This window comes from Sphingomonas horti (assembly GCF_009753715.1).
Lineage (GTDB): Bacteria > Pseudomonadota > Alphaproteobacteria > Sphingomonadales > Sphingomonadaceae > Sphingomonas_B > Sphingomonas_B horti.
Genome location: NZ_WQMS01000014.1, coordinates 105,942 through 125,314 on the forward strand (window position 1 = coordinate 105,942; position 19,373 = coordinate 125,314).

18 protein-coding genes are annotated in these 19,373 nt (G+C 67.5%); 11 read left to right on the plus strand and 7 right to left on the minus strand.

The genetic code is table 11. The annotated features are described in order from the left end of the window. Positions 1 to 83 precede the first annotated feature (83 nt). On the plus strand, positions 84 to 464 hold the full coding sequence (locus GON01_RS12225; protein WP_157027663.1) for a hypothetical protein: 381 nt from the start codon (positions 84 to 86) through the stop codon (positions 462 to 464). Between the two features lie 56 nt (positions 465 to 520). Here the strand turns inward: GON01_RS12225 and GON01_RS12230 are convergent, their stop codons facing one another. After that, positions 521 to 1,339 (minus strand): acyl-homoserine-lactone synthase, encoded by an 819-nt coding sequence (locus tag GON01_RS12230; protein ID WP_157027664.1) that lies wholly within the window; start codon positions 1,337 to 1,339, stop codon positions 521 to 523. 27 nt (positions 1,340 to 1,366) lie between these two features. After that, entirely contained in the window at positions 1,367 to 2,023 is a 657-nt protein-coding gene (locus tag GON01_RS12235; RefSeq protein WP_198159852.1) for a helix-turn-helix transcriptional regulator, read from the minus strand. Between the two features lie 104 nt (positions 2,024 to 2,127). Here GON01_RS12235 and GON01_RS12240 point away from each other — a divergent pair, with 104 nt between their 5' ends. Further along, entirely contained in the window at positions 2,128 to 4,251 is a 2,124-nt protein-coding gene (locus tag GON01_RS12240; RefSeq protein ID WP_157027666.1) for a putative bifunctional diguanylate cyclase/phosphodiesterase, read from the plus strand. Here GON01_RS12240 and GON01_RS12245 read toward each other — a convergent pair whose 3' ends face one another. Next, the gene (locus GON01_RS12245; protein WP_157027667.1) at positions 4,252 to 4,710 is read right to left on the minus strand and encodes a VOC family protein; all 459 of its coding nucleotides are present in this window, start codon (positions 4,708 to 4,710) and stop codon (positions 4,252 to 4,254) included. 123 nt (positions 4,711 to 4,833) lie between these two features. On the opposite strand from GON01_RS12245, the gene GON01_RS12250 reads away from it, so the two are divergent. From GON01_RS12250 to bfr, 4 genes are read left to right on the plus strand one after another with little or no spacing between them, the layout of a single operon-like run. Continuing rightward, the gene (locus GON01_RS12250; RefSeq protein WP_157027668.1) at positions 4,834 to 6,492 is read left to right on the plus strand and encodes a serine hydrolase domain-containing protein; all 1,659 of its coding nucleotides are present in this window, start codon (positions 4,834 to 4,836) and stop codon (positions 6,490 to 6,492) included. Between the two features lie 45 nt (positions 6,493 to 6,537). Beyond that, positions 6,538 to 8,760, plus strand: a complete 2,223-nt coding sequence (purL, locus tag GON01_RS12255; RefSeq protein WP_157027669.1) for a phosphoribosylformylglycinamidine synthase subunit PurL — start codon at positions 6,538 to 6,540, stop codon at positions 8,758 to 8,760. 43 nt (positions 8,761 to 8,803) lie between these two features. Further along, positions 8,804 to 8,974: a (2Fe-2S)-binding protein gene (locus GON01_RS12260; RefSeq protein WP_157027670.1), complete on the plus strand. Its 171-nt coding sequence runs from the start codon at positions 8,804 to 8,806 to the stop codon at positions 8,972 to 8,974. Between the two features lie 24 nt (positions 8,975 to 8,998). Further along, entirely contained in the window at positions 8,999 to 9,478 is a 480-nt protein-coding gene (bfr, locus tag GON01_RS12265; protein ID WP_157027671.1) for a bacterioferritin, read from the plus strand. Positions 9,479 to 9,481: 3 nt separating this feature from the next. Here bfr and GON01_RS12270 read toward each other — a convergent pair whose 3' ends face one another. Both GON01_RS12270 and der read right to left on the minus strand, forming a co-directional pair. Then, positions 9,482 to 9,910 carry an Hpt domain-containing protein gene (locus GON01_RS12270; RefSeq protein ID WP_157027672.1) on the minus strand — a complete coding sequence of 143 codons (429 nt, stop codon included), beginning with the start codon at positions 9,908 to 9,910 and terminating at the stop codon, positions 9,482 to 9,484. A gap of 42 nt (positions 9,911 to 9,952) precedes the next feature. Then, a complete protein-coding gene (gene der / locus GON01_RS12275) occupies positions 9,953 to 11,311 on the minus strand; it encodes a ribosome biogenesis GTPase Der (RefSeq protein WP_157027673.1) in 1,359 nt (452 codons plus the stop codon). A gap of 721 nt (positions 11,312 to 12,032) precedes the next feature. Here der and GON01_RS17025 point away from each other — a divergent pair. From GON01_RS17025 to GON01_RS12290, 3 genes are all read left to right on the plus strand, one after another. Continuing rightward, positions 12,033 to 12,728, plus strand: a complete 696-nt coding sequence (locus GON01_RS17025) for a DNA methyltransferase (RefSeq protein WP_181599948.1) — start codon at positions 12,033 to 12,035, stop codon at positions 12,726 to 12,728. Positions 12,729 to 12,922: 194 nt separating this feature from the next. Beyond that, entirely contained in the window at positions 12,923 to 13,687 is a 765-nt protein-coding gene (locus tag GON01_RS17030) for a DNA methyltransferase (protein ID WP_309503212.1), read from the plus strand. Between the two features lie 321 nt (positions 13,688 to 14,008). Beyond that, complete coding sequence (locus GON01_RS12290) at positions 14,009 to 14,359, plus strand: endonuclease domain-containing protein (protein ID WP_157027675.1); 351 nt, start codon at positions 14,009 to 14,011, stop codon at positions 14,357 to 14,359. 290 nt (positions 14,360 to 14,649) lie between these two features. On the opposite strand, the gene groL is transcribed toward GON01_RS12290, so the two are convergent. Together groL and groES are read right to left on the minus strand one after the other, a co-directional pair. Next, a complete protein-coding gene (groL, locus tag GON01_RS12295) occupies positions 14,650 to 16,293 on the minus strand; it encodes a chaperonin GroEL (protein WP_157027676.1) in 1,644 nt (547 codons plus the stop codon). Positions 16,294 to 16,388: 95 nt separating this feature from the next. Then, positions 16,389 to 16,676 carry a co-chaperone GroES gene (groES, locus tag GON01_RS12300; RefSeq protein WP_157027677.1) on the minus strand — a complete coding sequence of 96 codons (288 nt, stop codon included), beginning with the start codon at positions 16,674 to 16,676 and terminating at the stop codon, positions 16,389 to 16,391. Between the two features lie 198 nt (positions 16,677 to 16,874). Between groES and sppA the strand changes: the two genes are divergently transcribed. Then, a complete protein-coding gene (gene sppA / locus GON01_RS12305) occupies positions 16,875 to 18,722 on the plus strand; it encodes a signal peptide peptidase SppA (protein ID WP_157027678.1) in 1,848 nt (615 codons plus the stop codon). Then, on the plus strand, positions 18,719 to 19,270 hold the full coding sequence (locus GON01_RS12310) for an arsinothricin resistance N-acetyltransferase ArsN1 family B (RefSeq protein WP_157027679.1): 552 nt from the start codon (positions 18,719 to 18,721) through the stop codon (positions 19,268 to 19,270). The genes sppA and GON01_RS12310 overlap by 4 nt, the downstream gene beginning before the upstream one ends. The last annotated feature ends 103 nt before the right edge of the window (positions 19,271 to 19,373 follow it).

Here is a 19,373-nt window from a genome sequence, read left to right on the forward strand (position 1 = left end):
CAGGGACAATCGACGAGCGTCATGATACATTGTCGCACGCGGGCTTGACCGCAAAGGCCTCACCCGCGAAAGCCGAAAACCTTATGACCCGAATCGCTCCCCTTACCGCCGTTGCGGCCATGCTGGTGCTGGCCGCGTGCAACAACAAGGAGCCGGAGGTGATCGACACCAATCCGGATCCGATGGCCAACCAGATCGCCAATGCCGCGCCGGTCGAGCTGCCGCCGGCCGTCACCGACAGCGGCATCTATCGCTGCAAGGACAACTCGATCGTCTATGTCGACTTCCTGGGCGACAAGACGCAGGCGAACGTCCGCACCAAGAAGGGCGGCACGCCGGTCCATGTCCAGGCCGAAGGCGAAGGCAAGCCGCTCACCGGCGGCAACGGCTTCTCCGTTTCCGGCAGCGGCAAGACGGTGCAGATCGCCGTCAACGGCGGCGCTGCCCAGACCTGCAATCGCTAAGCGCCCATCGATGGCGTGAAGGGGCCGCGCGGGCAACCGCGCCGGCCCTTTTCGCGTCAGGCGGTCGCGCTGAGCGGCGTCGCCTGGTTGCGGCGCACGAAATCGAACGCGCGCTGGTTGAGCTTGGTGTTGGCGATGGTCCGCATCGCGTTCTGCGCCACTTCGCGCAGGTCCTCCGGCTGCGGCTGCAGCGACGCGGTCAGCGCGGACTGCAGCGCCAGTTCGGCCGCGCGTTCGTGGATCGAGCGCCGATCGGCCGGGTCCGGCATCAGCTTGATATAGCCCTGGTCCGGCAGGTCGAAGTCGCGGCGAATCTTGGCGATCGCGACGTCGCTCGCGTCGATCTCGAACGCGATTCCGGTGCCCTGGCCGAAGTCGGTCGGGTCGCCGAGCAGCGTGACGCGCCAGCCCATCTGCATGAACAGCGGCAGCAGCCGCACCTCGGCAAAGGCGATGCACTTGGTGCCGCCGGCGGCGCGGGTCAGCTCCAGCGGCGTGATCATGTTGCAGGCGCGCCGGCGCTGGTTATGCCGGGCCCCACCCGATTCCAGGCAGATGCCGCGCGTGATCTCCCACACGCCGGGGCCGGTCGGGTCCGGCGTGCCGGGCGCGATCGCGTGCGCGAAGATGTCGGTCAGCAGCGAGCGATCATGGGTCGGCCGGTAGCGGCACGCCATCGTCAGTTGCTGCTCGGCATCGAACGACAGGCCGTACACCGCCTCGTCGTCGTCATACTGGTCGATTTCCAGGCCGCCTTCGCTGACCGGAATGTCCCAGCCGAGTTCGTCGACGAACACGGCCTTGCGCAATCGATGGAATTCCTCAATCTCACGCTCGTAGAGCGCGCGATTGTCCTTCGCGACAACATGCAACATCTGGCGACGACCCCACCCCGGACGGCCTCAGCCGTTCTGGGCCGCCTTATACGTTAAATTCTGGCAACTTGAAGAACAGTTTTCAAGACTGGTGACAGCCAGCCACCCCCGCCGCGCGGCGACCGAAATCGCTTCCGCCTGAGTTTCGGCGCCCAGCCGCGCAACCGCATTGTCGATGGCCGCGGTGACGCTCTGCACCGTCAACTTCGCTTCCAGCGCGATATCGATAGGGGCGAGACCCGCGAGCCGCCGTCCGAGCACATAGCGCTCGCGCAGCGACAGGCCGCAGTCGGTCTCGATATCGTCGGCCAGTTCCTGCAGGGCCAGCGCGCGCGCCGCGAACAATTGGGCATAGCCGCGCACCCGGGCCATTTCCTCGTTGTTCAGCGCGCGATCGGGCTCCGCCAGCAGCACCCGCGCGCCGGCGAAATACATGTCGTCGCTATCGACGAAGAAGCTGTGGGAGCGAGCAATCAGTTCCGGCGCGTCGCCAACCAGCGGAGTGAGCGCCGAGCCCGTTTTGCGCAGGCAGAAATGCCCCGAGATTCCGTGCTCCGCCAGCGAATCCGCGAACAGGGTGACGAGCCGCTCCGCATCCGGCGCGATCAGGATTTCGGCGCGGAGCCGGGTCGTTGCCGGAAGGTGCATGCGCGGGCGGGCAGCGGTCGAAAGAACGTGTGACATGGCGTGGCGATCCTCATGCGCCGGTAAGGTTAACGATTGGTTTCCGCCTTCTCGCGAGGCAAAGGGTAAGAACACGTTAACCCTTCCCCGATATCCCGAACCGCGTGAGGGAAGCCCGGAATCCGGACGGCGAAGCGATGGGGGAAGGCGGCGGCTCGCCGGCCCTGTCGTCGCGCGACGCGAACATGGCCGCCAAGGTTCTCGACCTGGCGGGCCTGGGCACTGTGGTCATTTCCTCGCTCGACGCAAAAATCCATGCGGACGCGCGCGCTGCCACGCTGCTCGGCACTCGCCGCACGCTGAGCGGACGCGCCCTGCTGCGCCTGGTGTCCGCCACGCTCGCGCCGGTGGTGATCCGCGCCATTCGCCAGGCGCTGACCGGGATGCCGGTGACGATCGCGGTATCGGGCAAGGCGGCCAACGGCGCCGTGCTGCACGTCGATGCCGGCCTCAGCCTATCGACCGAAGGCGGACGCCGCGCGTTGTTCGTCACGCTGATCGACCGCACGGAGGAGCGCGAGGAAATCGCGCACCTCAACCGCACCGTGGAGCACCTCTGGTACACGGTCGAGCTCAACCCGCAGCTGCCCTGGGTCGCCGACAACGAGCACGGCGTCACCCGGGTGACCGAGCGCTATCTGCAGATGGTCGGTCTGGAGGAAGATCAGGCGCTCGGCTTCCTAGGCTGGATGAACGTCCTCCATCCGGAGGACCTGCCGCGGATGCAGTCCACGGTCGGCGCGGCGATGCTGGCCGGCGGCCCGCATGACGTCCGCTGCCGCTTCAAGGTCGCCGACGGCAGCTATCGCTGGATGCGCTCCCGCGCCTTTCCGCGCCACGACGACGAAGGCAATATCGTCCGCTGGTACGGATACACGGAAGATATTCACGAGCTCGTCCTGAACGAGATCGAGACGCGCTGGGCCGCCGAGCACGACCCCCTCACCGGCTTGCCGAACAGAGCGCTGTTCAACCAGCGGCTGGACGAGCTGACCTCACGTGCGGCGGAGGGGCTGGGGCGGCTCGGCCTCGTCATGCTCGACCTCGATCATTTCAAGGACGTCAACGACATTCTCGGCCACCATGCCGGCGACCGGCTGCTGACCGAGTTCGCCAAGGTGCTGCGCGAGACGATCATCTGCGAAGCGACGGTGGCGCGGCTGGGCGGCGACGAGTTCGCGATCCTGCTGCCGAACGTCGAGAGCAGCGAGGCGATCGAGGCCCTGATCGAGGACCTGTTCACCAATCTCAAGAAGCCGCTGCGCCTCAACGGCCGCGAATTCGACTGCCGCGCCAGCGCCGGCTCCGCGATCTTCCCGATCCACGCGACCAACGCGTCGGAGCTGTTCAAGCACGCCGACATCGCGCTTTACGAAGCGAAGAACGCCGGGCGCGGCCGCTATCTGAGCTTCGAACCTTCGATGCGCAGCAAGATGCAGCGCCGCGTGGCGATGATCAACATCGGCCGCGAGGCGGTCGAGAACAAGCGGCTGCTGCCCTATTACCAGCCGCAGATCTCGATGCAGACGGGCGAGGTCATGGGGTTCGAGGCGCTGCTGCGCCGCCGCGACCGCTCCGGCCAGATCTGCCTGCCGGGCACGATCGCCGAAGCGTTCAACGACTATGAAGTGGCCGAGGCGATCGGCATCAACATGCTCGACATGGTGATCGCCGACATGATCGACTGGCGCAGCCGCGGGCTCGACTGGGGCAAGGTCTCGATCAACGCGTCGGCGGCGGAGTTCCGCAACCGCGACTTCATCCACCGGCTGATCGACCATACCGACCGCGCCGGCATCCCGCGCGACCGGCTGATCATCGAAGTGACCGAAGGCGTGTTCGTCGGCCGCTCCGCGCCGATGGCGAGCGACATGATCACCGAGCTGAAGCAGGCGGGGTTCGGCATCTCGCTTGACGATTTCGGCACCGGCTACGCGTCGCTGACCCACTTGCGCGAGATTCCGGTCGATGCGCTCAAGATCGATCGGAGCTTCATCCAGGACCTGTTCGGCAATACCGGCAACGACAGCGCGGCGATCGTGTCCGCGATCATCAAGCTCGGCCAGGGCCTCGGCAAGACCGTCGTCGCCGAAGGAATCGAGACCGAGCGCCAGGCCGAGTTCCTGCGCGAGCATGGCTGCTCGGCCGGCCAGGGCTATCTGTTCGGCCGCCCGGCGCCGAAGACCGCGATTGACGAGCTGCTGGCCGGCAAGCGCCGGATCGCCTGATCAGGCAGGCTCCATCGCCGCCATCCGCCGCTCCATTTCCTCCGGCGATACGTCCTCGACGTGCGTCGAGATCATCCAGCGGTGGCCGAACGGATCGATCAGCGTGCCGGAGCGATCGCCATAGAACTGATTTGCAACCGGCCGCTCCTCCGTGGCGCCAGCCTCGATCGCCCGCGCGAAGGCGGCGTCGACGTCGGGCAGATAGACCATCAGGCTGGCCGTGACGCCGCCGCGGTTTTTCGGCCCGCGCAGATTCACGTCCGGCCATTCGTCGGACAGCATCACGACCGAATCGCCGATCCGGATCTCCGCGTGCGCGATCCTTTCGCCCATCGGCATGCGCAGCAGCTCGGTCGCGCCGAACGCGCGCGCATACCAGTCGATCGCCGCCGCCGCGCCGTCGACGACCAGATACGGGGTCACGCTGCGATAGCCTTCGGGAATCGCATTGACCGCCATCTCACCCTCCTTCGACTCGAAGGCGGAATGATCTCCCGGCCGCGGTCGCGCTGCAAGGCCCAGTCGACCATGTCTTGACCCACGGCCGCGCGGGCGCGAAGCTCGGCCGAGGGGAGGCCGATCATGAAAGCAAGCCGGCGCGCGTTCATCGGGGGAGCCGCCGGACTGGCGCTCGCATCACCGGCCATGGCAGAGATCGGGACCGCTGTCCCGCCGCCGCTCCGGGCCGCGCTCGAGGCGATCCGCGCCTATGGCGAGGCGCACCGGCAATGGATGGGGCTGCCGGCGTTGACGCTGTCGGTGTTCACGCCCGGCGGCTTCTCGACCGCTATGCATTTCGGCCTCGCCCGTCCCGACGCGCAGGCGCCTGTCACGGGAGAAACGCTGTTCCAGATCGGCTCGATCAGCAAATGCATGACCGCGGCCGTGATCCACCAGCAGGCGGCCGACGGAAAGCTCAGGCTCGACGCGGACATCCGCCCGTTGCTTCCGGAGGTCGCCTGGCCGGCGGAGGCGCCGCTCGCCGTCCAGCAAGTGCTCGACCACGTCGCCGGGCTGCCCAGCGAAGCGCCGCCCTTTGTTGCCGAAGGCCTGTGGCTCGGCTTCGCGCCCGGCAGCCACTGGTCCTATTCCAACCTCGGCTATGCCTGCCTTGGCATGCTCGCCGAGCGGATCGACGGCACGACCCTCGACCGCATCTTCGAGAAGCGGCTGTTCGCCCCGCTCGGCATGCGCCGCACGAGGGGCGCGATCGCTTCCGCCGACCGCATGCTCTACGCGCAGGGCTATGAGCCTGCGGTGCTCGACCGGCCGTTCCTGCGCGGCGCCCCGCTCGCGCCCGCCGCTTGGATCGACGAAAGCTCGGGCGCGGGTTGCGTCGCCTCGACCGCGGCCGACATGGTCCTGTTCCTGCGGGAGCTTGGGGTTGCGGCGACGGGCAAGGGCGGCCTCGGCCTCGATCCCGCGCGCGGCCGCGCCTTTGCCAGCCACGCCGTGGCGTCGGCGCCGCCGGGCATGAGCTACGGCAACGGGTTGATGCACGTGGCGGACGAAGGGCGCGCCTATCTTCATCACACCGGCGGCATGGTCAGTTTCTCCTCCTCCTTCCATCTGGACCCGGCGGACGGAATCGGCGCCTTCGCGTCCGCGTCGATCAGCTACATGCCCGAATACCGCCCGCGCGCGCTGACGCTCTACGCAATCAAGGCGCTGCGGGCGGCGCTCGCCGGCGCGGCGATCCCGGCGCCGCCGCCCTTCGAAAAGCCGCTCCCGAACGCGCAGGATTATGCGGGCCGCTATTCCGGCGGCCGCCGAACCTTCGAGGTTCGCGCCGCCCCCCGGCTGACGCTCGTCGCCGGCGGCACCGAGGCGTCGCTGATCCCGATCGACGAAGACGTGTTCGTATGCGGCCACCCCGCTTTTGCCGACTGGCCGCTTCAATTCGACCGCACCGGGCCAAGCGTCACCGGCGCTGGGTGGGGAGCTGAGGGATTCACCCGCGATGGCGCTGGAGCGAAGATCGCGGCATCCGATCCGGCGCTCGCCCGCCACGCCGGCAAATATGTGAACGACAGTCCCTGGCTCGGCGTCGCGCGCATCGTCGAGCGCGGCGGCCGGCTCTGGGGCGGCGGGTTCGTGCCGATGACGCCGATCGCCGACGGCGTGTGGCGATTCGGCAAGGAGGAATGGTCGCCCGAGCGCGTCTCGTTCGCGAACATGCTCGGCGGGCATCCGCACACGATGATCTTCTCCGGCCATCGCTTCGAGCGCCGCGACATCTGAGCGCACACCCTAGGCTTCGGCGGCGCGCCCGGCTAAGGGCCCCGCATGTCCGAGATCACGCCCGAAATCGTCGCCGAGCACAGCCTCTCTCCCGAGGAATATGAGCGCGTCCTGCACGCGCTGGGCCGCGCGCCGAACCTGACCGAGCTCGGCATCTTCTCCGTCATGTGGTCCGAGCATTGCTCGTACAAATCCTCGCGCGTGCATCTGAAGAAGCTGCCGACCAAGGCACCATGGGTCATCCAGGGGCCGGGCGAGAATGCCGGCGTGATCGATATTGGCGACGGCCTGGCCGCCATCTTCAAGATGGAGAGCCACAACCACCCGAGCTATATCGAACCTTACCAAGGCGCGGCGACCGGCGTCGGCGGCATATTGCGCGACGTGTTCACGATGGGCGCGCGCCCCGTCGCGAGCATGAATGCGCTCCGCTTCGGCCAGCCGGACCATCCGAAGATGCGCCACCTGATCGCCGGCGTCGTCCACGGCATCGGCGGCTACGGCAATTGCGTCGGCGTGCCGACCGTCGGCGGCGAAGTGAATTTTCACTCCGCCTATGACGGCAACATCCTGGTCAATGCGATGACGGTCGGCATCGCGAAAACCGACAAGATCTTCTATTCGGCCGCCGCTGGCGTCGGGAACCCGGTCGTCTATGTCGGGTCCAAGACCGGCCGCGACGGCATCCATGGCGCGACCATGGCGTCGGCCGACTTCTCCGAGGATTCGGAGGAAAAGCGCCCGACCGTGCAGGTCGGCGACCCGTTCACCGAAAAGCTGCTGATCGAAGCCTGCCTGGAGCTGATGGCGTCGGACGCGATCGTCGCGATCCAGGACATGGGCGCGGCCGGCCTCACGTCCTCCTCGGTTGAGATGGCGTCGAAGGGCGGCGTCGGCATCGAACTCGACATGGACGCGGTGCCGTGCCGCGAAGAGGGCATGACGCCCTACGAGATGATGCTCTCCGAATCGCAGGAGCGCATGCTGATGGTGCTGAAGCCCGGCCGCGAGGCCGAGGCGGAGGCGATCTTCCGCAAATGGGAGCTGGATTTCGCGGTGATCGGCCGCGTCACCGATACTGGGCGGATGGTGCTGACCTGGAAAGGCGACACCGTCGCCGATATCCCGCTGGGTCCTTTGGGCGACGACGCGCCCTGCTACGATCGCCCCTGGGTCGCGACGCCGAAACCCGCCCCGCTGGCCGACCTTCCCGACCAGCATATCGACATCGCCGCCGACCTGAAGGTGCTGATCGGCTCGCCCGACCTCGCCTCGCGCCGCTGGGTCTGGGAGCAGTACGACCATATGGTCGGCGCCGACACGGTGCAGCGCCCAGGCGGCGACGCCGCTGTCGTGCGTGTCCACGGCACCGACAAGGCGCTGGCGATCACGACCGACTGCACGCCGCGTTACTGCTTCGCGGACCCGGTCGAGGGCGGCAAGCAGGCGATCGCGGAAGCTTGGCGCAACCTGACCGCGGTCGGCGCGCGGCCGCTGGCGGCGACCGACTGCATGAATTTCGGCAACCCGCAGCGGCCCGAGATCATGGGACAGTTCGTCGGCTGCATAGAGGGCATGGCGGAGGCCTGCACGAAGCTCGACATGCCGATCGTGTCCGGCAACGTCTCGCTCTACAACGAAAGCAAGGCGACCGGAGGCGGCTCCGCGATCCTGCCGACGCCGGCAATCGGCGCGGTCGGCTTGATCGACGACTGGACCCGGTCGATGACGATCGGCTTCAAGGACATCGGCGACATCATCCTCGTCGTCGGCGACCGCACCGGCCATCTCGGCCAGTCGTTATGGCTGCGCGAGCTGCACGGCCGCGAGGACGGTCCCCCGCCGCCGGTCGACCTGGAGGCGGAGCGCCGCACCGGCGATTTCATCCGCGCCGCGATCGAGCACCGCCATGTCTCCGCATGCCACGACGTGTCGGACGGCGGCATCGCCGTCGCGCTGGCCGAGATGGCGCTGGCGAGCGGCATCGGCGCGATGGTCGACAAGCCCCAGCCCTACCCTTGCGCCCAATCCTTCTTCGGCGAAGACCAGGGCGTCTATATCGTGACCGTGCCCGATCATGCGCTGGTGCCGTTCCTCGACACCGCTCTGGTGGCGGGCGTCACCGTCGAGCCGCTCGGCCGCACGATCAAGAACCGCCTGATCTTCGAGCGCCCGGACCGCGACTGCGTCGTCACCCTCGACGAGCTGCGCGCTTCGCATGAAGGATTCTTCCCCAAGCTGATGGGCGCGGACGCCGCGCTGGCATAGAGAAGACTTGCGACTAAGTCGCAATAGCTGTACCTGCGCACTCATGATCGTCTGCAACTGCAATGCGATTCGCGAGCGCCAGGTGCGGGAAGCTGCCCGCTCCGGCTGTGCCGATCCGCTGTCCGCCTATGCCTCGCTCGGCCGCCGCCTTCGGTGCGGGCAGTGCGTGCCCTATGCCCGGCAGATCATTGAAGAGGAACGCGACGCGGCCTAGGGTCTCCCGAACAGGAGGACCGGCATGCAGGGCGATCCGAAGGTCATCGAATATCTGAACGACGCGCTCAAGAACGAGCTGACGGCGATCAACCAGTATTTCCTGCACTACCGCATGCTCGATCATTGGGGCGTGCAGCGACTCGCCAAGTTCGAATACGGCGAATCGATCGACGAGATGAAGCACGCCGACTGGCTGGCGGAGCGCATCCTGTTCCTGGAAGGCCATCCCAATTTCCAGATGCTCGGCCGGCTCAGGATCGGCGAGACGGTGGAGGAAGTGCTGCGCTCGGACCTGCAGCTGGAGCAGGAAGCGATCCCGCTGCTCCGCGACGCCATCCAGCACTGCGAATCGGTCCGCGATTATGTCACCCGCGACCTGCTGAAGCGCATCCTCGAGAATGAGGAAGAGCATGTCGACACGCTCGAGCGGCTGTTCGACCAGATCAAGCTGATGGGCATCGAGAACTTCATCCAGCTCCAGTCGAAGCCGGCGGAGGAATAGCGCTCAGCCCGCGCGGCCGAACACCGCCTTGCGGCCGAAGCCGGCGCCGGGGCGGCGTTCCATCAGCGGGTTGGTCTCCCGATCGAACATCTGCATCGTCTGCTCGAACATCGGGCGGAGCTGCACCACGTCGGGGATCAGCTCGTCCGGCGTGGTGTGGAGCTCGACGCAGCGCCGCGCGACCATCTCGATCCGCTCGGCGATCGCGGCCAACGGCTCGGCGCCGAACTGCCGCGCCTCACCCTTCAGCGTGTGCGCCGGGCGGACCAAAGCGGCCGCGCTCTTGTTGCGCATCGCTTCCTCGATCACGTCCAGCGACTTGACGCCGTCTTCCTTGAAATAGCCGAGGATGCGGACGAAGCCCGAGCCCAGCTCGGCGCGCGCCTGGTTGAAGGCGTTCCAGTCGATCAGCGAAGCAGTGTTCCCGGCCATGGGACGAGCTTTAGGCCGTTCAGGTAAACAGTCGGTTGCGGTTCAGCCGCGATCGAACGGGTTCTTCGGCGCCCGCATCGTCAGCCGCACCGGCACCGCGCCGAAGCCGAGGTCCCGCCGGATGCCGTTGACCAGGTAGCGGCGATAGCTTTCGGGCAGCAGGTCGACGCGGGTGCCGAACAGCACGAAGCCGGGCGGCCGCGTCTTCGCCTGGGTGATATAGCGCGGCTTGATCCGCTTGCCGCCGGGCGCGGGCGGCGGGTTCTTCTCGATCGCCGCCTCGAACCAGCGGTTGAGCTCGCCGGTCGGCACCCGCCGCGACCAGGCGTCGCGCGTCTCGAACGCGACCTTCAGCAGCGTGTCGAGGCCCTTCCCCGTCGCCGCCGAGACGGTCAGCACCGGCAGGCCCTTCACCTGCGCCAGCCCTTCCTCCAGCGCCGCCTTGACCCCGTTGAACAGCGCGCTCGGATTCTCCGCCACGTCCCATTTGTTGAGCGCGATGACGAGCGCGCGCCCTTCCTGCAGCACCGAATCGGCGATCCGCAGGTCCTGCGCCTCGAGGCCGCGGGTGGCGTCGAGCAGCAGCACCACGACCTCGGCGAAATCGACCGCACGCAGCCCGTCCGCGACCGAGAGCTTTTCCAGCTTGTCGACCACGTTCGCGCGCTTGCGCATGCCGGCAGTGTCGATCAGCCGGATCGGCCGCCCCTCCCATTCCATGTCGATCGCGATCGAATCGCGCGTGATCCCGGCCTCGGGCCCGGTGATCATCCGCTCCTCGCCCAGGATGCGGTTGACGAGCGTCGACTTGCCCGCGTTCGGCCGCCCGACGATCGCGAGCTTCAGCGGCGCGGACGGATCGTCCTCGTCAAACGCCTCCTCCGGCTCGTCCCCGTCGCGCTCCAGATAGGGGAGCAAAGCCTCGAACAGGTCGGCGACGCCTTCGCCATGCTCGGCCGAGATCTGGACCGGCTCGCCGAGCCCCAGCGCCAGCGCCTCCAGCGCGCCCTGCTCGCCCGCGCGCCCTTCGGCCTTGTTGACGGCAAGCACCACCGGCCGGTCGGCGGCGCGGAGCCAGCGGGCGATCTCCTCGTCCAGCGGCACGACGCCCGCTCGGGCATCGACCAGGAACAGCGCGACGTCGGCCTCGCGCACGGCAGCCTCCGTCTGCACGCGCATCCGGCCGGGCAGCGACTGCGGGTCCTCGTCCTCGAACCCGGCCGTGTCGATGACGCGGAAGTCGAGGCCGATCAGATGCGCTTCCCCCTCGCGCCGGTCGCGCGTGACGCCGGGCCGGTCGTCGACCAGCGCCAGCTTCTTGCCGACAAGCCGGTTGAACAGCGTCGACTTGCCGACATTGGGCCGGCCGACGATCGCGACGGTGGGAAGGGGACGAGGCATGGGGCGCCCCCGTTAGCGCGTGAGGGCGGCGAAGGGAAATGCGGCGGCGAAAGGTAACGAAAGTCACGCCACGTCCACGGCGAAAGCGTTACCTTCCGCGGGGGAAATTCACTCCCCGGGGCGCCGGGCGGCGTGCCGCGCGCCGGCCTGCGGTGATCCGAACAATTCGAAAGAGCCGACACGGACTGTGGCACGGCGGCGGGCGTGTAGGACAGGATTTTTTCTCTCTCCGAAGGAGAGTGACACGCACCTCTCCCATAGGGAGAGGTCGAGACGCGCGTGAGCGCGTCCGGGTGAGGGGCCTGGCGCTATACGGAGAGGTCCGACCCCCTCACCCCGCTCGCGCTTTGCGCGAGTCGCCCTCTCCCTTTGGGAGAGGGTTGCGCACCTCTCCCATCGGGAGAGGTCGAGTCAGGCGCCAGCCTGACCGGGTGAGGGGCTGGGCGCTATACGGATAGGTCCGAACCCCTCACCCCGCTCGCGCTGGCGCGCGAGTCGCCCTCTCCCTTTGGGAGAGGGTTGCGCACCTCTCCCATCGGGAGAGGTCGAGTCAGGCGCCAGCCTGACCGGGTGAGGGGTTGGCGCTATACGGACAGGTCCGAACCCCTCACCCCGCTCGCGCTGGCGCGCGAGTCGCCCTCTCCCTTTGGGAGAGGGGAGCCGCCTCTCCCTATGGGAGAGGGACGCGTTCTGTGCTTAGGTGGCGGCCGGGAGGGCCTGCGTGACCAACAAGCTGTTCTACGGCGACAATCTCGGCGTGCTGCGCGAGCATATCGCGGACGAGAGCGTCGATCTCGTCTATCTGGACCCGCCATTCAACTCGAACGCCAACTACAACATCCTGTTCAAGTCGCCGAAGGGCGCCGCCGCCGACAGCCAGATCGAGGCGTTCGAGGACACCTGGCATTACGGCCCCGAAGCCGCGCAGGCGTTCCACGAAGTGATGACCAGCGGCAACACCGATGTCGCCAACCTGCTCCGCGCGATGCAGGAGTTTCTGGGCCAGAACGACATGATGGCCTATCTGGCGATGATGGCGGTGCGGCTGATCGAGCTCCACCGCGTGCTGAAGCCGACCGGCAGCCTGTATCTGCACTGCGACCCGACCGCGTCGCACTACCTGAAGCTGTTGCTCGATGGGGTGTTTGGGGCGGACAAGTTTCGCAATGAGGTGACGTGGAAGCGCACCTTTGCTCACGGCTCTGCGAAGCCGTTCGGTCCCGTCCACGATACGCTTCTGTTCTACAGCAAGTCAGACCAATACCTCTGGAATGATATCAAGGTCGGCCATGACGAGGGATATATTGAAAAGCACTTTCGATCGTTCGACGAGGCGAAGCAGGATCGGTTTCAAGCGATTTCTCTAACCGGGGCCGGTGTCCGTAATGGGACAGCGGAAAGGAGTGGCGCGGCGTAAACCCGACCGGCGTCGGACGTCACTGGGCCATCCCAAAGGCAATTTTGGAGAGAGAGGGAATCGAGAGTGGATCGCCGCAGGAGAATCTGGACGCGCTAGACCAAGTTGGGCGGATCGCATGGCCTGCGATCGACGGAGGAACTCCGAGACTGAAATGGTTCGTTTCGGATTTGGACGGGACTCGGATTGGAGACGTGTGGACTGATATTCCGCCCATATCGGCCCAAGCGAAAGAGCGCCTCGGCTACCCCACCCAAAAGCCGCTCGCCCTTCTCGAACGCATCATCTCCGCCTCGTCCAACCCCGGCGACGTGGTGCTCGACCCGTTCTGCGGCTGCGGCACGGCGGTGCATGCGGCGCAGAAGCTCGGGCGGCAGTGGATCGGGATCGACGTGACCTATCTCGCGATCGGCCTGATCGAGCGGCGGCTGAAGGAGGCCTTTCCCGGCATCGCGTTCGAGGTTGTCGGCGAGCCCAAGGGGCTGATGGATGCCGAGCATCTGGCCGAGACCGAGCCGCACCAATTCCAATACTGGATCACGCAGAAGATCGGGGGCCAGCCCTATCAGGGCGGGCGCAAGGGCGCCGACCGCGGCATCGACGGCTATGTCTATTTCACCGGCCACGACCGCAAGACCGAGGCGGCGATCGTGTCCGTGAAGGCTGGGCGCAATGTGGGCGTGGCGATGGTGCGCGATCTGAAAGGCGTGATCGAGCGGGAAAAGGCGCCGATCGGCATCTTCGTCTGCGTCGTGAACCCCAGCCGCGAAATGGAGCGCGAAGCCGCCGCCGCCGGCATGTACGAAGCCGCCGACGGGCGGACCTATCCCCGCCTGCAGATCTTCACGCTGGCCGAGCTGTTCCAGGGCCATCTGCCCAAGGTGCCGCTGCTCGACCGCCAGGCCGGCTTCCGGAAAGCGAAGCGCGAGGAAAGCGGGGTGCAGGGCAGCTTGTTGTGAGCCGCCTCTCCCATGGGGAGAGGGCGTGCGTTACCTCTCCCATGGGGAGAGGTCGAGACGCGCGATAGCGCGTCCGGGTGAGGGGTTGGGGGCGTGACGTCGAGCTCCGCACCCCCTCACCCCGCTCGCGCTGGCGCGCGAGTCGCCCTCTCCCTTTGGGAGAGGGTTGCGCACCTCTCCCATCGGGAGAGGTCGAGTCAGGCGCCAGCCTGACCGGGTGAGGGGTTGGGGGCGTGACGTCGAGCTCCGCACCCCCTCACCCCGCTCGCGCTGGCGCGCGAGTCGCCCTCTTCCTATGGAAGAGGGAACGAGGGGAATCACATGGCCAAGCGCTTGACGCCTGTTGCCCGGAAGTTGCGGCGGGGGCGGACGGAGGTGGAGGACCGGTTGTGGCAGCGGCTGCGGAATCGGCAGGTCGAGGGGGCAAAGTTTCGGTTTCAGCGGCCGGTTTCGGGATCGGTCGCGGACTTTGGCTGCGATGAGGTGAAGCTGATCGTGGAGCTCGACGGCGGGCAGCATGCCGGTCAGGTGGAAGCGGATCGGGCGCGAACGCTCTCGCTGGAGCAGGCGGGCTATGTGGTGCTGCGGTTCTGGAATTCGGATGTGACGGAGAATCTGGACGGGGTGCTGGAGGAGATCAGGCGCACGGTGCTGATCGCGCGGGGGCGATGACACCTCTCCCATGGGAGAGGTCGAGACGCGCGGGAGCGCGTCCGGGTGAGGGGTTTGGCGCTATACGGAAGGTTGCGGGCCCCTCACCCCGCTCGCTTCGCGAGTCGCCCTCTCCCTATGGGAGAGGGAAAAGAGAAAGGGCCGGGGAGCTTGGTGCTCTCCGGCCCTTCGTTTTTTGCTTCGGGACGGGGCGCGGGAGTTAATCCCGCGCCGTCGGTCGCCCCGGAGGGGCGCCGGCCGGACCGGTTCGAGTCCCGCGCTAGCTGCACGCTAGCGCGGGCCGAACTCGGTCAGAAGTCCATGCCGCCCATGCCGCCCATGCCGGCGCCGCCCATCGGCATTGCCGGCTTGTCTTCCGGCAGTTCCGCGATGGTGGCTTCGGTGGTGATCAGCAGGCCGGCGACCGAGGCCGCGTCCTGCAGGGCGGTGCGGACGACCTTGGTCGGGTCGATCACGCCGGCCTGGACCAGGTTCTCATAGGCTTCGGTCTGGGCGTTGAAGCCCTGGGTCTCGTCGCCCTCGCGCAGCAGGTTGCCCGAGACGACGGCGCCGTCGACACCGGCGTTCTGCGCGATCTGCTTGACCGGCGCGGTGATCGCCTTGCGGATGATGTCGATGCCGCGGGTCTGGTCGTCGTTCTGACCCTTCAGGCCATCGAGCGCCTTGGTCGCGTAGAGGAGCGCGGTGCCGCCGCCGGGGACGATGCCCTCTTCCACGGCCGCACGGGTCGCGTGGAGAGCGTCGTCGACGCGGTCCTTGCGCTCCTTCACCTCGACTTCGGACGCGCCGCCGACCTTGATCACTGCGACGCCGCCGGCGAGCTTCGCCAGCCGCTCCTGCAGCTTCTCGCGGTCATAGTCGGACGTGGTCACCTCGATCTGCTGGCGGATCGCCTCGGTGCGGCCCTTGATGGCATCCGCCTCGCCGGCGCCGTCGACGATCGTGGTGTTGTCCTTGTCGATGGTGACGCGCTTGGCCTGGCCGAGCATGCCGAGCGTGACGTTCTCCAGCTTGATGCCCAGATCCTCCGAAATCATCTCGCCCTTGGTCAGGATCGCGATGTCTTCCAGCATCGCCTTGCGGCGATCGCCGAAGCCCGGCGCCTTGACCGCCGCGACCTTCAGGCCGCCGCGCAGCTTGTTGACGACGAGCGTCGCCAGCGCCTCGCCCTCGATGTCCTCGGCGATGATCAGCAGCGGACGGCCACTCTGCACGACCGCTTCGAGGATCGGCAGCATCGCCTGCAGGTTGGAGAGCTTCTTTTCGTGGATCAGGATGTACGGGTCGTTGAGCTCGACCTGCATCTTTTCCGGATTGGTGATGAAGTACGGGCTCAGATAGCCGCGGTCGAACTGCATGCCCTCGACGACGTCGAGCTCGAATTCGAGACCCTTCGCCTCTTCGACGGTGATCACGCCTTCCTTGCCGACCTTCTCCATCGCCTCGGCGATCTTCTGGCCGACTTCGGTGTCGCCATTGGCCGAGATGATGCCGACCTGGGCGATTTCCTGGCTGCCGGCGACCGGCTTCGAGCGCTGCTTCAGGTCGTCGACGACCTTGGCGACGGCGAAGTCGATGCCGCGCTTCAGGTCCATCGGGTTCATGCCGGCGGAGACCGACTTCATGCCCTCGCGCACGATCGCCTGGGCAAGCACGGTGGCGGTGGTGGTGCCATCGCCGGCCAGGTCGTTGGTCTTCGACGCGACCTCGCGCAGCATCTGCGCGCCCATATTCTCGAACTTGTCCTTCAGTTCGATCTCTTTAGCGACCGTCACGCCATCCTTGGTGATGCGCGGGGCGCCGAACGACTTGTCGATGACGACGTTGCGGCCCTTGGGGCCGAGGGTGACCTTCACCGCGTCGGCGAGAATGTCCACGCCGCGCAGGATGCGCTCGCGCGCGTCGCGGGCAAAACGGACGTCTTTGGCTGCCATGTTCGTTGTTTCCTTCTATTCCTGTGCTCCGGCGCAGCCCGGAGCGTTGCGAGCAGGGCTCCGGCCTTCGCCGGAGCACGGCGCGCGGGTTGAAATCAGCCGACGATCCCGAGGATGTCGGATTCCTTCATGATGATCAGGTCTTCGCCGTTGACCTTGACCTCGGTGCCCGACCATTTGCCGAACAGGATGCGGTCGCCGGCCTTCACGTCCAGCGGGGTGACCTTGCCGTCCTCATTCTTGGCGCCGCCGCCGACGGCGACCACTTCGCCTTCCTGCGGCTTTTCCTTGGCGGTGTCGGGGATGATGATGCCGCCGGCCGTCTTCTCCTCGGCCTCGACACGGCGAACGAGCACGCGATCGTGCAGCGGACGAAAGTTCATCTGGGTTTTCCCTCCAAAACTAGGACTGTTGGCACTCAGCCGCGGCGAGTGCCAGCGAGGGCCATATGTGACCGCGTTCATGGGTCGTCAAGGCGCGGCGGCCGGCAAATTCGGGGCATGCCGCGGGCCTTGCACGGCCGGCTTGAAAAGCGCAGCGCCACGCTGGATTGTCGGACGGCAACAGCGAGGCGGTGTTTCATGCGATTCCTGGCCGGTTTCTGGCGGCTGCTCGTCGGCATCAAGGACGCGCTGGTCCTGATCCTGATGCTGCTGTTCTTCGGCGCGCTGCACGCCGTGCTCACCTACAATCCCAACCGGCCGGTCGGATCGGGCGCGCTGCTGCTGGACCTGAACGGCACGATCGTCGAGCAGCCGGCCGAGCGCGGTCCGTTCGATTCGCTGACCGCGGGCGGTGCCGCCGTCGCGCGCGAGCACCGTTTGCGCGACGTCGTCCGCGCGCTCGACGCGGCGCGGACCGACGGGAGCATCAAGGCCGTCGTGCTCGACCTCGACCGCTTCCTGGGCGCGGGCCAGGTCGCGCTGGAAACGGTCGGCGAAGCGATCGATCGGGTGAAGCGGTCGGGCAAGCCGGTGTTTGCCTATGCGACCGGCTATACCGACGACAGCTACCAGCTCGCCGCGCACGCGTCCGAAGTGTGGATGAGCCCGATGGGCGGCGCCGCCTTTGCCGGGCCGGGCGGATCGCGGCTCTACTACAAGGGGCTGCTCGACAAGCTGGGCGTGACCGCGCACGTCTATCGGGTCGGCGCGTTCAAGTCGGCGGTCGAACCGTATATCCGCGCCGACCAGTCGCCCGAGGCGCGGCAGGCGAACGAGGCGCTGGCGTCCGCGCTGTGGGAAGGGTGGAAGACCGACGTGTCGCGCGCGCGGCCGCGGGCGAAGCTGGCCGAGGCGATCGCGAACCCGGCGGGCGCGGGCAACCTGTCGCAGGCGGCGCTGGCCTATGGCCTGGTCGACAGGCTGGGCGAGCGGGCCGCTTTCTCCGACCGGGTCGCCGCGGTTGCCGGCAAGGACGACAAGAACGGCAGCTTCAAGACCGTGCGGCTGGAGGATTGGGTCGCGGCCAATCCGCTCAAATACGAGAATGGCGACATCGGCATCGTGACCGTGGCGGGCACGATCCAGGACGGCTTTGCCGGGCCCGGAACGGCCGGCGGCGACACGATCGCGCGTGCGATCCGCAAGGCAGTCGCGGACGGCGACGTGAAGGCGCTTGTGGTGCGGATCGATTCGCCTGGCGGATCGGCGCTGGCGTCGGAGCGCATCCGCTCGGCCCTCCTTGAAGCCAAGGCCAAGGGGCTGCCGGTGGTCGTGTCGATGGGGTCGGTCGCAGCATCCGGCGGCTATTGGGTCGCGACGGCGGGCGACCGCATCTTCGCCGAGCCGAGCACGATCACCGGATCGATCGGCGTGTTCGGCGTACTGCCGACATTCGAGGCGACGCTCGCCAAGATCGGCGTGACCACCGACGGCGTGAAGACGACGCCGCTGTCCGGCCAGCCGGACCTGTTCGGCGGCACCAGCCCCGAGTTCGACCGGCTCGCCCAGACCGGCGTCGAGGACATTTACGGCCGCTTCGTCGCGCTGGTCGCCCAGTCGCGCAAGCTGGCGACGGCGCGCGTCAACGAGATCGGCCAAGGCCGGGTGTGGGACGGCGGCAGCGCCCGGCAGCTGGGGCTGGTCGACGCGTTCGGCGGCCTGAGCGACGCGGTCGCCGAAGCCGCGCGGCGGGCGAAGATCGACAAGCCGGCGCTCGTCTATCTGGAGAAGCGGCCGAGCTGGTGGGAGCAATGGGCGAGCGACTGGTCGCGCCCGGATGACGAGGGCGAGCGGGACGGGACCGATATGCTGTCGCGGCTGGCGGCCCGGCAGAAGGCGCTCGCCTGGAGTGCGGTCGCGGACGCGCAGAGCCTCGCGACCGGCGCCTCGATCCAGGCCCGCTGCCTCGAATGCGCCGCCGCCCTGCCCCCGCGCACGCCGGATGCGGGGCTCGGCCGCTGGCTGCTGAGCCTGATCGCGCGATGATCCGCATCCGCCGCGCCCGCGGCGAGGACGCGGCGGCGTTCGCCGCCATCTACGCGCCCCACGTGACGCGCGGCATCGCCTCGTTCGAGGAACAGGCGCCGACGCCGGACGAGATGCGCGCGCGAATCGCGAAGCTGGATGGCCGTTTTCCGTGGCTGGTCGCCGAGGCGGATGGGACAGTTCTCGGCTATGCTTACGCCGACCGGTTCCGCGACCGCACCGCCTATCGCTGGGCGGTGGAGACCACCGTCTATATCGCCGAAGGGGCGCAGCGGCGCGGTGTCGGGCGGCTGCTCTATGCGCGGCTGCTCGACATCCTGCGCGCCCAAGGCTTCACCCAGGCGATCGCCGCGATCTCGCTGCCGAACGACGCGTCGGTGAAGCTGCACGAACTGGCCGGCTTCCGCCGCGCCGGCGTGTACCGGCAGGTCGGATGGAAGCTGGGACGGTGGATCGATGTCGGCCTGTGGCAGGCGCAGCTGCGGGAGCCGGAGCACCCGCCCGCGGAGCCGAAGGCGTTTGGTGAGGTCAATTCCGCCAATGGCTAAGCGCCGGCCAGGCCGACGCTCCATAGGCGCGCGGATCCGTATCAAGCATGCGCACGCAGAAGAAGTAGCCTCGCTCTTCCATTCATACGGCGTGGAGCCTTCC